The sequence below is a fragment of the Paenibacillus lactis genome (genome assembly GCF_017873605.1).
Taxonomy (GTDB): domain Bacteria; phylum Bacillota; class Bacilli; order Paenibacillales; family Paenibacillaceae; genus Paenibacillus_AQ; species Paenibacillus_AQ lactis.
In genome coordinates, this window is the sequence record NZ_JAGGKI010000023.1 from 1 (window position 1) to 13,611 (window position 13,611).

The window sequence follows — 13,611 nt, forward strand, 5'->3', positions numbered from 1 at the left end:
TTCCACGCGTTCCCATACCGAACACGACCGTTAAGCCTTCCAGCGCCGATGGTACTTGGACCGAAGGGTCCCGGGAGAGTAGGACGCCGCCAAGCACAACCAACAAGCGCGTTATCGATATGTCGATAACGCGCTTGTTTTTTTGTATGGTTACACGCATAATCGGAGGTTTGCGATTCCTGCCACGTCAAAAGCGTGTGAATGCTCATAAGGTGCTCGTGGCACGCTCTGGGCACGCGCTGTTGAACGAGGGTGTCTGCCCGCTCGCCCGCTCATAATGGAGCTGCAGGCCGTCATGGAGCCTCCAGGCCACCATTTCGTAGCTGCAGGGGACGACGTATCGAAGACAGGACCGGATTTAGGGCATAGCCTTGTCCGGTCCTGTTTTTTTATTTATTCGGTGAATATCAGCGTATTACATCACTCCAAACGATCAAGGGCATTGCGGGAAACGTGAAAAGGCTTAGAATGAAAGGGTAAACAAAATCAAAATCTGAACCTTTGAAAGAGGAGGGATATAAATGGCATCAGCGGACGAAAATAAAGGGTGGCACACGGCGGAGGATCGCGAGCCGGGGATTCAGGAAGACACATGGCCTGAAGCGAACGATGAAAAGAAGATGAAGCTGCTGCACTACCAGAAGCTCAATCGATTGGCCCTGAAAGGGCAGGTGGTGATGGTGGGCTCATCGCTGATGGAATTTTTCCCGATCAATGAGCTGCAGCAGACGCTGGCACTCCCATATTGCATCTACAATCGCGGGATTGCGGGCTATGTCACTGCGGAATTATTAGCGTCGATGGAAACTTGTGTTTTTGACCTTGAGCCTTCCAACATCTTCATCAACATTGGGACCAATGATATCAGCGCGCCTGATTATAAGCTGGAGCGTCTGCTTGCAAACTATGACGAGATTTTGACCCGCATCGCTACAAGGCTGCCCGATTGTAGGGTATTTGTCATGGCCTACTATCCCGTTAATGCCAAAGACGACTTTCCGTTTGTGTCCAGAGCTTCGATGGAGGAGATTTTTCAGAGAAGAACGAATGAGGCGATTCGGGAAGCAAACGATGCGATCAAGCAGTTGGCGGCCAAGCACGGGTATACCTTTATTGACGTAAATGACGGGTTGACGGATGCCGAGGGCCATTTGTACAAGGAGTATGCCATTGACGGCATTCACATGTTTCCTGACGGATACGCGGTCGTGTTACAAAATTTGAAGAAATATCTTGAACATCTCGACGTCCCGAAGGACGGTTGACGCCCTTGCGGATAACCTTGATTTTCAGGAAGGGGAGTTCTAATGGCGCCTATCCAAATAAAATTAGTACCAAGTCCTAATACTTGGTGTTATAATAGACGTAAATAAAAATGGAGGTGTCATCATGAATCAATCCAAGTCAAAAATAACGGCCATCGGGACGTATGTTCCCGACCGCGTCCTGAGCAATGCGGATTTAGAAAAGATGGTGGATACGAGCGACGAATGGATCGTTCAGCGGACGGGGATGAGAGAGCGCCGCATCGCTGCGGAGGATCAATTTGTATCCGATCTGGCAATCAAGGCCGTGGAAGATATGGTCAATCGATACGGTGTTACCGTGAAGGATGCGGATATGATTCTTGTGGCAACCAGCACGCCGGAGTATTCCTTCCCGAGCACGGCTTCGAGAGTCCAGTCCAAGCTTGGCATCGTCAGTACGGGCGCCCTTGATGTGAATGCGGCATGCGCCGGCTTCGTCTATGCACTGCAGATGGCGGACGGGCTTATATCCGGCGGTGCCTACTCGAAAATTTTGGTCATTGGCGCCGAGACGCTCTCCAAAATTACGGATTACACCGACCGAACGACATGTGTCCTGTTCGGAGACGGGGCCGGCGCGGTGCTGCTGGAAGCGGATGAGAGCCGGCCGGGCATTCTGGCGTCCACGTCCGGCACATTCGGCGAAGGCGGCATTCATCTATATAAAACCGCGCTGTCCGAAAAGATGGACGGCGAGGAGCTAAAGAGCGGCTGTCTCGTGCAGAACGGCCGCGAAATTTATAAATGGGCCGTCCGCAATATTCCGGACGGCGTCCGCGAGCTTCTGGATAAAGGAGGCATGTCGCCGGAAGACATCGACTGGTTCGTCCCGCATAGCGCCAACCTCCGAATGATCGAAGCGATATGCGAACGTGGGCCGATGCCGCTCGACCGGACGCTGACAAGCGTCGAATACCGCGGGAACACATCGGCCGCATCCATCCCGTTGGCGCTGCAGCTGGCTATTGACGAAGGCCGGCTGAAGAGCGGGGACAACGTGCTGCTCTACGGCTTTGGCGGCGGCATGACTTATGCGGGATCCATCATTCGATGGATGATCTAAGGCGATGGCCGACAGTGAACCTTTTTTATTCGAGAAACGCAGAGTTAAATAGCTAGAGCTTTCCATAAATCCGTCAAGAAAATTCAAGTCAGGATGATTCGGTCCTGGCTTGTTTTTTTATTTGCCCAACCTCATGTTTACCTTGGTTTTACATAATTATTACACTGCATTGACCCTTGCGACCCAGCAACAGGCTAGACTGATTTCATATAGGGAAGTTGGGGAAACAGTGTCTTCGGAGCTGTGGAATACAGCACGTTTTTCCGGTCTTGATGCATGGCAGACAAACGACCGGTGGTCCCCGAGAGGAGATTGTTTGATGAAGAAGATTTGGCTGCTCATGATTTCGCTGGTTGTGCTGGTGGCAGCGACAGGCTGCGGAACGAATGGCGGTGCGTTACACGTAGCAGGGGCAGGGGCAGGCCCAAAATCCGAGGGCACGATAACCATCGCCTGGCTTCAAGGCGAATCCGGGGCCGTGGTGAAGGAAGCCCGTGATGAGCTGGGCAAAGTGATCGAGAAAGCGACGGGTAAACAAGTCGAGCATGCCATCTTTACGGAGGATACGGATGCCATCGATGCGATTGTGAACGGACAAGCCGATCTGGCATTCATCGGGACAGAGGGCTATGTCAGAGCGAACGCCGCAAATCCGATGGTCCAGCCGCTGGTCGTCGCAAGCGGGGAAACCGGAACGCTCGAAGACGCTTTCTATTTTAGCTGGGTGAGCGTGCGACAAGGCGAGGAGGGGGCGTATAAACGCGGAAACGGTTATGCTTTGGAGCCTATCGCCGGTAAAAAAATATCATTTGTGTCCGAAACCTCCATGTCCGGGTTTAAGATACCTGCCCATGAAATGATCGGATCTTTGGGCAGGATGGACAAGTATCAGGATTTGACAACGGATGACTTGCTTCAGGGCGGTAAGGATCAGGTTTTTCGTGAAGTGCTGTACGGGGGAACGCATCAGGGCTCGCTTGAGAATTTATTGACAGGTAAAGCTGATGCAGCGGCCTTCTGCGATCGATGCGTGTCTGACGATATCGAGCTGTCATCCGGAACGGCGAATATGCCAGGGGCCGTGTATAAGGTCAAGACAGATGCCGCAGAGCCCCTTCATGCGCTGGCCGGCAAAGCGTTTACGATTATATCGGTCACACCCGTGCTGAATCCTCCCTTTGCGATCAATACGGATACCGTTAGCAGCGAGGATCAGCAAAAGCTGCTGGATGCCTTTACTTCCGATGAAGTCAGCGGGAATCCGCACATTTTCCTGCCGGAAGACGCGGAGGGATCGGGACTGTTCAAGCAAACATCTGGAATGGAGCGATTTCTTCCCGTCGATGATGCATGGTTCCACCCGATTCGGGAGCTAACCGATTAAGGGAGGGTATAGCCGTCCCGATCAGAGCGGGCGGTATTAGCAGTTGAAATAAGAAACCCAATCAAGACGTTATGCCTCTAGAGTGCATAAGGTCTTTTTTGTCGTGGATGAATTTCTTCCGGTTATCGAACTGAATCGTAATAAATTCAACCTGAATTCGGAAGTTTGCCTCCTCAAAATGTCGCCCGTCTCCCATTAGACTAAAAAAGAAAATAAGTTACATGAGAGGGGTAAAAGCATGAGCAGATTCAAAACATGGAGCGCATTGCTCCTGAGCATCATCATGGTCTTCTCACTGGCTGCCTGCGGTGGCGGCAATTCTGCGGAATCGCCAGGAGGCGGTACCAACCAAGAGGGAGGAGGCAGCACGAACGAAGGCGGCTCGAACGAAGGGAACTCGAATGAGGGCAGCTCTACAGAGAAAATCGAGCTTTCCTTCTGGTCGCTGGGTACGACCAACTATGAGGATTTGGCCAAGGAGTATACGAAGGAGCATCCGAACGTCACCGTGAAGTTCCAGAACACGTCCGATCAGACGGCCCATCATAACAATCTGACGACAGCATTGTCCGCCGGCTCGGGCGCGCCTGACATTTTCATGCTTGAAATCGCCTTCATGGAGCGCTTCATTAACAACCAGGACAAGTTCCACAACCTCTATGATCTCGGCGCGAAAGACATTGAAGGCAACTATCTCGAATGGAAATGGAAGCAGGCAACATCCGTGGACGGCTCCTTCCAGCTCGGCCTTCCAACGGATATCGGCCCTACGGTCGTGTATTACCGTACGGACCTGGCTGAGCAAGCGGGGCTGCCGACGGATCCGGAAGCCTTCAGTGCCGCAATCGATACGTGGGATAAGTTTGCAACCGTGGCGAAGCAGTTCAAGGATAAAACGGGCAAGCCGTTTGCCGACCTGACGGATCTGGTTTATAACGGCGTTCGCGACCAGTCGCCGGATCAGATCTATTTCAATAAAGAAGACGGCAGCTTTATCGGCGAGACCAACCCGCAAGTGAAGAAGGCCTATGATTTCACCGTCAAGGGCATCCAGGAAGGCTGGATCGGCAACTGGATTCTGTGGTCTCCGGAATGGCAGAAAGCGATTAATGACGGCGATTTCGGGGTCATGCTCGGCCCGGCTTGGATCGCAGGCACCATTCGCAATGCTGAGGACAGCGCAGGCAAGTGGAAAATCGCCCAATTGCCTGAAGGCGCAGGCAACTGGGGCGGCTCGTTCCTGACGCTGCCGAAGGAAGGGAAGCATCCGAAGGAAGCCTATGAATTCATCTCTTGGATCGTCAGCAAAGAGAACCAGCTGAAATCGTTTAAAGACAGCGGGTTGTTCCCATCGATTCCGGCCGTTTACGACGAACCGACGTTCAAGGAAGACCAGGACGAATTTTTCGGCGGCCAGGTGATTGCGGAAGCCTATGCCCAATCCGCGGAGCGCGTCAAGCCGGTATACTACGGACCGCTGCATGACCAGACGGACACGATTATTAAAAATGCGCTTAAAAACGTGCTCGAGAAGAAGGCTGACCCGCAAAAGGAATGGGAGAGCGCCATGCAGCAAATCAAAACATTGGTTGAGCGCAGCTAGGGCAGCGGGAGGGCTACCCACTCCCAACGCATGACAACCATATGAAACTTAAAGCGTCCGAATTCGAGAGGGGATCTTCTGAAGCATCCTCTCCCGGATTCGGATTTATCACTTACTTCCTGGAGGTGCATCCATGGCGGATACCGCTACAGCCGAACGGCCGCAGCCGCTGCCGCAAAAAAGGCGGTTTTTGACCGAGACCCGGCGCAGCCGTTTTACGGCGTATACATTCATTTCACCATTCTTTATTTTGTTCTCCATCTTTGGATTGTATCCCATCGTGTTTACCATCTATTTGTCATTCTATAAGTGGGACGCGCTGGGTCCGATGAAATATGTCGGCCTCAAAAACTATGAGTTCGTCACCGGGGATCCAACGTTCTGGATCGCATTCGGCAACACGCTCCTTATGGCGCTTATGGGTACCGTACCGCAGCTCATCGTGGCCTTGTTCGTTGCGGTCATGCTGAATTCTGCGCTGAACAAGTTCAAGAATACGTTCCGCGTCCTATATTTCATGCCGAATATTACGTCCATTGTGGCCGTTACGCTTGTCTTCAGCACGATGTTCGGCAACAACGGGATGGTCAACTGGATGCTGAACACGTTCGGCATGGAAAGCGTTCCGTTCAATTCCGGCTGGTGGGGCGTCAAAATCGCCATTTCGACCATGGTCATGTGGCGCTGGATGGGGTATAACGCCATTATTTTCTTGTCCGGGCTGCAGAGCATCCCCACCGACATTTACGAAGCCGCGAAGATCGACGGCGCCAGCCGCCGCCAGCAGTTTATATACATTACCATGCCGCTGCTTCGTCCTTTTATTCTATTCGTCACCCTGGTGTCCACGATCGGCGCGCTGCAGCTGTTCACGGAGCCGTATGTGTTCCTGGGGCAATCGGGTACAGGCTCCACGAGGCAGGAAGGGGTCACGATGGTCACCTATTTATACAATGAGGCGTTCAAGAACGGCTTCTTCGGAACCGCAGCTGCTACGGCCGTCCTTTTGTTTATCGCAACGATTGTGTTCTCCGTCCTGAATATGATGCTGTCGAGCCGGATGGGCGGAGATACGGGGAGGAAAAAAGCATGAGCACACTTTCAGTCACCCGCAAAAAGCCGGATGAACCCGGTATCGTCGCCAAGACGTTATTTTACGTATTCCTGATCCTCGGCGCCCTGGTTTCGATATTTCCGTTCTACTGGATGTTCGTCGTCGCAACCAACGGCAAGGATGCGGCCTTTCAAATTCCGCCGCTGCTTACGCCGGGAACGGCCTTTTTCGATAACTTCGCACGCGTGCTGGAGCGGACCGAGTTCTTCCGGGCGCTGCTCAATTCGGTCGTCGTATCGACGGCGGTTACCCTTTCGGTCGTATTTCTGTGCACGCTGGCCGGCTATGCCTTTGCCAAATATGAGTTTCCGCTGAAAAAAACGCTGTTCGTGTTCGTCATCGCGACCATGCTTGTGCCTGCCCAGCTCGGCGTCCTGCCGCAATATGTCATCATGGCCAAGCTGCAGTGGATCGACAGCTATAAAGCGCTGATCGTGCCCGCCATGGTCAACGCCTTCGGAATCTTCTGGATGCGGCAGTATATCGCCTCGGCCGTCCATACCGAGCTGATCGAGGCGGGCCGGATCGATGGCGGCGGCCATTTCCGCATCTTCTGGAACATAGCCATTCCGGTCGTTACGCCGGCGATGGCAACGCTTGGCATTCTGAACTTCATGAACGTGTGGAACGACTTCTTCTGGCCGCTCGTCGTGCTCAAGAACCGGGAAAACTATACGATCCAGATCGCGCTTCAGCAATTGTTCACGAACAAGGACGGCCTTGATTTTGGGATGATCATGTCCGCGACCTTCACGGCAACGCTGCCGCTGCTGATCGTGTTCCTGCTGTTTAGCCGCTGGGTTATCGCCGGCCTGACATCAGGCGCCATAAAAAGTTAATCGACAAGAGGGCATTCGACAAGGAATGCCGCCCGGCGCGAAGAATAATAGAGATAGAGATTGGGGGGAGAACCGGCCATGAAGCTCCGCCGAAAAATATTGCTGGCTATTATTCTGCTTGTCTTCATCCCCGTCATTGCGCTGGGCGGCGTATCCTATTACAGCTTCTCCGCAGCCATGGAGAAGAAGTCGAACGATTTCTATTCGATATCGCTCTTGGAAACGGACAGCAAGCTGAAATTCGCATTAAGCGAGATTACGACGATTTCCAATTCGGCGATAACCCAGCAGACCGTTCAGCAGATGCTGAAGCAGCCGGATTATCCGATCACATACGAGCGGCGGCAGGAGATCAATAACCTCGTCAATCATCCGATGATTGCGTCGTTTGCGCTGTATTCGAACGAACAGCTTGTCTATCATACAAGCGGAGGCATGCCGCTTGCCGAGCTGAGAGGGCAGGATTGGTATAAGGCGGTCGGGGAGGCGGAAGGGCGCCCGCTGTGGGTCGGGCCCGGCGAGAACGGCTCGGCCGAATCGGGTGCCCCGGTCTTGATCCAGGCCAGGATGATCAAAGACTATTACTCGCTGGAGGATATCGGAACCTTCGTGATTTACGTGAAGCCGGATCTGTTGGATCAGGTGTTCTGGGAAGCGGCAACGCTAAAGCAGGGGGACATCCTGCTGGTTAACAAGCAGGGCCGGATCGTCTTCAACAAGTCCGGGGAGCATATCGGGGAACGGGCGGAGTTTCCTTTTCTGGCCGAAGAGGGCGTGAACGGCAAAGGGCATTACGTCGACCGCTACTTAGGCGAGAAGTCGCTGATCACGTATATGCCTTCCCATAATAAGGACTGGTTTCTGGTCGCGATTACGCCGAGCAAGCTGATCGCCGCCGAATCGGTGTCCATCCGCAACCTTGCGCTGATCCTGGGGCTGATTTCATTGGTATCGGCTTTTTTATTCGACCGTTTTTTTGTCCGGCGCATGGTCCGAAGCATCATCAGCGCGGTGAACGGCATGAAGCGGGTGAAGCAGGGGATTTTCGTCCCGATTCCGCCGCATCACGGGGCGCAAGACGAGACGGGGCTCTTGATCGACGGCTTCAACCGGATGAGCACGCAGATTCAGGAGCTGCTGGCTCAAGTGGAGACCGAGCAGGCACGTAAGAAGGAAGCGGAGCTGCAGGCGCTGGTGGCGCAGATCAATCCGCATTTTATATACAATTCGCTGGAGTCGATTAACTCGATGGCTGTTCTGCAAGGAAACAAAGATATCAGCAAAATGGTGATCTCGCTCGGCAAGCTGCTGCGCATCAGCATCAGCGAGCACCATGAGCTCATTCCGCTCAGCATGGAGCTGGAGCATGTCCGGCATTATATGCGGATCCAGAAGTTCCGGTTTGAGGAAAAATTCGATTACGAGATCGAGCTTTCGGATTCGCTCAGGCACTTTGTCACCCAGAAGCTGATCGTGCAGCCGATTGTCGAGAACGCGCTGTATCACGGCATTGAGCCGATGGAGGAAAGCGGCTATATCAGCATCAAGGTATCCGAGCAGCGGGACGATATCGTCATTGATGTCACGGATAACGGACCGGGCTTCGACCCGGAAACGCTGATCGAGCTGTGGAATAAAGACCAGGGGCAGCTGAAAAAATACCGCGAGAACGGCGTCGGGCTCAAGAATGTCCACGAACGGCTCCGCATTCGGTTCGGAAGCCGATACGGCCTCATGATCTGCTCTTCGGCCGGCTACGGATCGATGATTCGTATTCGGATTCCGAAAATACTCACATGAAGGGGGAGCTCCACTTGAGATGGTTTTGGAATTGGGGCTGGATTGTTGTGTACGCCTCTCTTTTGGCGCTCTCCGTCGTGTGGATTACGCTGCGGCAGCATGAGCCGGCACAGGAAGCCGCACCCGAGAAAATAACGCTGACGTTCCGCCACTTCTGGAACAAGGAGCATGACAAGCCGGTGCTGGATATTTTCGAATCCATCGTGCGCACGTATGAGAAAGCGCATCCAAACGTGAAAATAAACTTCGAGAGCATCGATCAGACGATCCACCGCGAGCAGAAGCTGAAGAGCGAGATGGTGACGGGAACGCCGCCGGATATGTTCGTGCTGTTCGGAGGTGCGGAGATCATCCCTTACGCGAGATCGAACCGGCTGATGGATTTGACGGACTTTTTAAAGGAGAACGGCCTCGCGGATCAATTTAAGGATCTTCATCACTGGACGCTGGAAGGCAGGGTGTACGGTCTGCCGTTTGAAGGCCATGCGGAGCCGATTTATTACAACAGGACGTTGTTTCGGAAGCTGGGGCTTGAGCCTCCGGAGACGATGAGCGACTTGAGCGAGGCGATCCGGGTGCTGAGGGAGAACGGGCTGATTCCGTTTGCGCTAGGGAACGAGGACCGCTGGCCGGCCGGGATATTCGCGCAATATTTCATGGATCGCCATGCGGGTCCCGGGCTGATCGGCAGGCTGGTCGAGGGACAGGATGGGGTGAGCTTTCATAACGAGCCCTATCTTCAGGCGTTCCATGACCTTGAATCGTGGATCGGGCAAGGCGCTTTCAGCGAGGGAGCCAATGATCTTTCCACGGAAGAGGCGATCGCTTTGTTTACCGAAGGTAAGGCGGCGATGTATTTGAACGGCAGCTGGGACATCACGCTGTTTCAGAATGAGGACCGCCCTGAATTTCAGCAGGAGGTCGGCGTCATTCCGTTTCCGTCGCTCCGCCCAGGCGAAGCCCGCTCCTTGGCCGGCGGATATACGATCGGAATCGGTCTGTCCTCTAATATGGATGAGCTGAAGAAGCAGGCAGCGCTGGAGCTGCTGCAGATGTTCTATACGCCGGAGGTCCAGACCCGCCTAGTGTATGAGGGACTGCGCGTCCCTTCGATGAAAATTACGTTTGACGCCAACGAGACGGGGCCGGTCTTCGCCCAGGTGATCGAGCTGATGGAGCAGTCGCCCAGCACCTTCATACCTTATGACAACCAGCTGTCGCCGGAGGTTACGCGGACCTTTCTTAAAGTGGTCGAGGAGATGATCGGCGGACGGATGGATGCTGCGGCGGCGCTGGAGGAAATTCAGGCGTCCTCGGTGCGGTATTGGCAGCTGCGAAGAAATGCGGTAATCGAATAATAGGGGGCAAGGGGGGACGGCTATGGGAGGGTCGGACGGAAAATTCAGAGTGATGCTGGTCGACGATGAACCGATGATACTGCGCAGCCTGAAGGCGGCGATTCCTTGGGATGAGCTCGACCTCGAGGTCGTTGGGGAAGCGAAGAGCGGTGACAGTGCGCTGAAGCTCGCGCGAGAGCTTTCGCCGCATTTGGTCATTAGCGATATCCGCATGCCGGGCATGGACGGGATTACGCTGATGAAAGAGCTGAAGGCCGACCAATCCAGGCGCCTCATTATCTTCATCAGCGGTTACGGCGAGTTCGAATACGCAAGGGAAGCACTCCGTGAGGGCGCCTTCGATTACTTGCTGAAGCCGATCGATCATGAGGAGCTGACCGAGACGATTGCCAGGGCCGCCAAGACGCTGGAGCGGCAAATGGCCGACGACCGGATGCTGCATTCGGTTAAGGTTCTGTCCTTGCTTGCCCGCGAGCGGATGCTGACGGAATTCATCGAGGGCAGCCGAAGCCCGCTCCAGCATATGCAGTGGCTCGAAGACAGCGAGCTCGAGGACGGCTATACAATGGCCGTGATTCAGCTGGATCACTATCCGCGGCTGAACCAGCAGTGGTCGATGGACGAGAAGCGGCTGTGGCTGTTTGCGGTGCGCAATGTGCTGGAGGAATGGTCGGTGATGAATGGAGGCCTAACGGTATTTCCGTTCCGCAGCGGGGAGTGGGTGCTGCTGCTCCCAAGCTTGACCCGCGACCGGCAGGAGACAATCGGGCGGGATCTGGTCGGGCTGATCAAGCGATATACGAAGCTGTCCTGCTCCGTCGGCTTCAGCGGCGGCATGGCCGGTATCGACCGGCTCGGCGTGGCGTACGAAACGGCGGTGAGGGCTTTGTACCGGCGGTTTTATACGGGAGCGGAGGGCGTGTTCCCGGGAGGAGGGGAATCCGAAGCGGAGCAGTCAGGCGGATTGAAATATCCCAAGCAGCTGGAGTCGCTCATGGTGGAAAGCATCCGTACGCTCAACAAGGAGCGTCTGCTTGAGCTCTTGGACGAAACCAAGGCGTATATCGGCGAGCATGCCATCAGCCGCGAAATGGCGGAACGTTTGCTGTTTGAGCTGAGCGTCGTGCTGTATCGGCAATTCGAGCATATGAAGGTGACGTTCGAATGGTCTCTGGAGGAACTGCTGCAGCAGTTCCAATCATCCCAGACGCTGCAGGAGCTGATGGATGTCATGAAATCGCGTTTCGGCCAATGGATGACCGATAGCCGAACCGGCCACTCCCGGGACAACGTCCAGGCTGTCATCGGCAAAGCCAAGGCGTACATTGCCGAGCATTACCAGAAGGATCTCAGCATCGAGGAAGTATCCGAGCTGTCCGATTTGAGCATTGGCCATTTTTGCACGCTGTTCAAGCAGACGACGGGGTATACCTTCCTGGAGTATTTGACGGAGTGCCGGATCGAGAAGGCCAAGAGCATCCTGCGTAATACCAATGTTAAGGTGTATCAGGTTGCGCCGCTTGTCGGCTATCAGGATCCGAGGTATTTTACGCAGGTGTTCAAGAAAATAACGGGCAAGACGCCTTCCGAATACCGTGAGGAGGCCACAACGGCTATGTAAGTCGGGGCTTCAGGCGGCTGTAACGAAGTATGGTGTAACGAAGTATGGTGTAACGAAGTATGGTATGAAGAAGTGCGGTATGAAATAGAATGCGAGGGTGCATTAACAGGTGTGTTTTTCCTAACGATAAGGGAGGGGCACCTGTTTTGATGTTTATGTTGTTAATATGGATGCCTTTTACACCGAATATATCTTTATTTTATAAATCTTAAAATTAAGACTTGACGTTCATTCCTTTTGGGTCTAAACTGATTCCACAAGCACCTCAAAACTCAAATAAGAGCAAGGCGTTGTTTCGAAGGAGCCGGGCGTCAATTTTACAACGGCATCGTTACGAGTCAAGGAGTCGTTCCGTCCCGCGAACCGCAAGGCTGAACGAACAGGAGAACCGCTGAACCTGTCCCGAATTCACGGCAATCAAGATCAAGCCAGATCACCCAAGGAGGTAATCATCATGGAGTTTAAAGGCATTCACCACGTTTCCGCACTGACCGCGTCGGCTTCCAATAATTTTGACTTTTATACTGAAATTATGGGGATGAGACTCGTCAAGAAGACGGTCAATCAGGACGACGTGTCGGTATATCATTTATTTTACGGCGATGAGAAGGGGAATCCCGGAACAGAGCTTACCTTCTTCGAAATTCCGATGGCGGGACGGACGCGTGAGGGAAACAACAGCATTTCCGCCACTTCGCTGCGGGTGCCGAGCGATCAAGCGCTGACCTATTGGGCGGAGCGTCTGGATCAGCACGGCGTTGAGCGCGAGGACGTGAAGGAACGCGCCGGAAGGCTTACCTTGGCGTTCAGGGACTTTGAGGGACAGCGGATCATACTTGTGTCCGATGAGAACAATGAGGGCGTAGCCGGGGGCCGTCCGTGGGCAAAAGGGCCGGTGCCGCCGGAATACGCGATTATCGGCCTGGGTCCCGTTCAGCTGACCGTACCGAACGCGCAGCCAACGGTGCAGGTGCTCACGGAGCTGATGGGCTTCCGGCGCAAAGGCCAGTACGCCTCCCCGGCCCAGGGTCAGCCGGACATTGTCGTATTCGAGACCGGAGAAGGGGGGACCGGTGCCGAGGTTCATGTGGAAGAGCGGACTGACCTCCCTCGGGAGCGCCTCGGACGCGGGGGCGTTCACCACGTAGCCTTCCGGGTAGAGGACGAGGAGGAGCTGAAGGCATGGATTCAGCAGATCGGCGCCGTCGGCTTCCCGAATTCGGGATATGTCGACCGATACTACTTCCGTTCCCTGTATTTCAGGGAGCCGAACGGCATCTTGTTCGAAGTGGCTACCGACGGCCCGGGATTCGATACCGATGAGCATGTCGACCACCTGGGAGAAACCCTCGCCCTGCCGCCGTTCCTCGAAGGGAAGCGTGAAGCGATCGAAGCGAATTTAAAGCCGTTAAACACCAAACGATAAATTCATGCCCTATCATATTCACCCCATAAAATGATCCTCTTAAAACGCCGGCCGCTCTCTGTTCATCGAGAGTCGGCCGGCTTTCGTCTTGCCCAT

General features: G+C 54.2%; 10 protein-coding genes and 1 rRNA gene. All 11 read left to right on the forward strand.

Annotation, left to right across the window (positions count from 1 at the left end; translation table 11 throughout):
• Nucleotides 1-95, forward strand: a 5S ribosomal RNA gene (gene rrf / locus J2Z18_RS26585); the annotation flags it as partial.
• Between the two features lie 426 nt (nt 96-521).
• A complete protein-coding gene (locus J2Z18_RS26590) occupies nt 522-1,265 on the forward strand; it encodes a GDSL-type esterase/lipase family protein (protein ID WP_007132758.1) in 744 nt (247 codons plus the stop codon).
• Between the two features lie 124 nt (nt 1,266-1,389).
• Nucleotides 1,390-2,370, forward strand: a complete 981-nt coding sequence (locus tag J2Z18_RS26595) for a ketoacyl-ACP synthase III (protein WP_007132757.1) — start codon at nt 1,390-1,392, stop codon at nt 2,368-2,370.
• 319 nt (nt 2,371-2,689) lie between these two features.
• Nucleotides 2,690-3,754 (forward strand): PhnD/SsuA/transferrin family substrate-binding protein, encoded by a 1,065-nt coding sequence (locus J2Z18_RS26600; protein WP_007132756.1) that lies wholly within the window; start codon nt 2,690-2,692, stop codon nt 3,752-3,754.
• A gap of 238 nt (nt 3,755-3,992) precedes the next feature.
• On the forward strand, nt 3,993-5,357 hold the full coding sequence (locus tag J2Z18_RS26605; RefSeq protein ID WP_210095579.1) for an ABC transporter substrate-binding protein: 1,365 nt from the start codon (nt 3,993-3,995) through the stop codon (nt 5,355-5,357).
• Between the two features lie 133 nt (nt 5,358-5,490).
• Complete coding sequence (locus tag J2Z18_RS26610; protein WP_007132754.1) at nt 5,491-6,450, forward strand: carbohydrate ABC transporter permease; 960 nt, start codon at nt 5,491-5,493, stop codon at nt 6,448-6,450.
• Complete coding sequence (locus J2Z18_RS26615) at nt 6,447-7,310, forward strand: carbohydrate ABC transporter permease (protein ID WP_007132753.1); 864 nt, start codon at nt 6,447-6,449, stop codon at nt 7,308-7,310. The genes J2Z18_RS26610 and J2Z18_RS26615 overlap by 4 nt, the downstream gene beginning before the upstream one ends.
• Before the next feature lie 78 nt (nt 7,311-7,388).
• The gene (locus J2Z18_RS26620; RefSeq protein WP_007132752.1) at nt 7,389-9,110 is read left to right on the forward strand and encodes a cache domain-containing sensor histidine kinase; all 1,722 of its coding nucleotides are present in this window, start codon (nt 7,389-7,391) and stop codon (nt 9,108-9,110) included.
• A gap of 14 nt (nt 9,111-9,124) precedes the next feature.
• Nucleotides 9,125-10,468 (forward strand): extracellular solute-binding protein, encoded by a 1,344-nt coding sequence (locus J2Z18_RS26625; protein ID WP_028406391.1) that lies wholly within the window; start codon nt 9,125-9,127, stop codon nt 10,466-10,468.
• 22 nt (nt 10,469-10,490) lie between these two features.
• A complete protein-coding gene (locus J2Z18_RS26630; protein WP_007132750.1) occupies nt 10,491-12,089 on the forward strand; it encodes a response regulator transcription factor in 1,599 nt (532 codons plus the stop codon).
• 454 nt (nt 12,090-12,543) lie between these two features.
• Nucleotides 12,544-13,515 carry a ring-cleaving dioxygenase gene (locus J2Z18_RS26635; protein ID WP_007132749.1) on the forward strand — a complete coding sequence of 324 codons (972 nt, stop codon included), beginning with the start codon at nt 12,544-12,546 and terminating at the stop codon, nt 13,513-13,515.
• Nucleotides 13,516-13,611: the final 96 nt, after the last annotated feature.

Excerpts from the sequence above, each read along its gene's own strand:
- J2Z18_RS26590 (WP_007132758.1), top strand. The coding sequence starts at position 522 with ATGGCATCAGCGGACGAAAATAAAGGGTGGCACACGGCGGAGGATCGC.
- J2Z18_RS26595 (WP_007132757.1), top strand. The coding sequence starts at position 1,390 with ATGAATCAATCCAAGTCAAAAATAACGGCCATCGGGACGTATGTTCCC.
- J2Z18_RS26600 (WP_007132756.1), top strand. The coding sequence starts at position 2,690 with ATGAAGAAGATTTGGCTGCTCATGATTTCGCTGGTTGTGCTGGTGGCA.
- J2Z18_RS26605 (WP_210095579.1), top strand. The coding sequence starts at position 3,993 with ATGAGCAGATTCAAAACATGGAGCGCATTGCTCCTGAGCATCATCATG.
- J2Z18_RS26610 (WP_007132754.1), top strand. The coding sequence starts at position 5,491 with ATGGCGGATACCGCTACAGCCGAACGGCCGCAGCCGCTGCCGCAAAAA.
- J2Z18_RS26615 (WP_007132753.1), top strand. The coding sequence starts at position 6,447 with ATGAGCACACTTTCAGTCACCCGCAAAAAGCCGGATGAACCCGGTATC.
- J2Z18_RS26620 (WP_007132752.1), top strand. The coding sequence starts at position 7,389 with ATGAAGCTCCGCCGAAAAATATTGCTGGCTATTATTCTGCTTGTCTTC.
- J2Z18_RS26630 (WP_007132750.1), top strand. The coding sequence starts at position 10,491 with ATGGGAGGGTCGGACGGAAAATTCAGAGTGATGCTGGTCGACGATGAA.
- J2Z18_RS26635 (WP_007132749.1), top strand. The coding sequence starts at position 12,544 with ATGGAGTTTAAAGGCATTCACCACGTTTCCGCACTGACCGCGTCGGCT.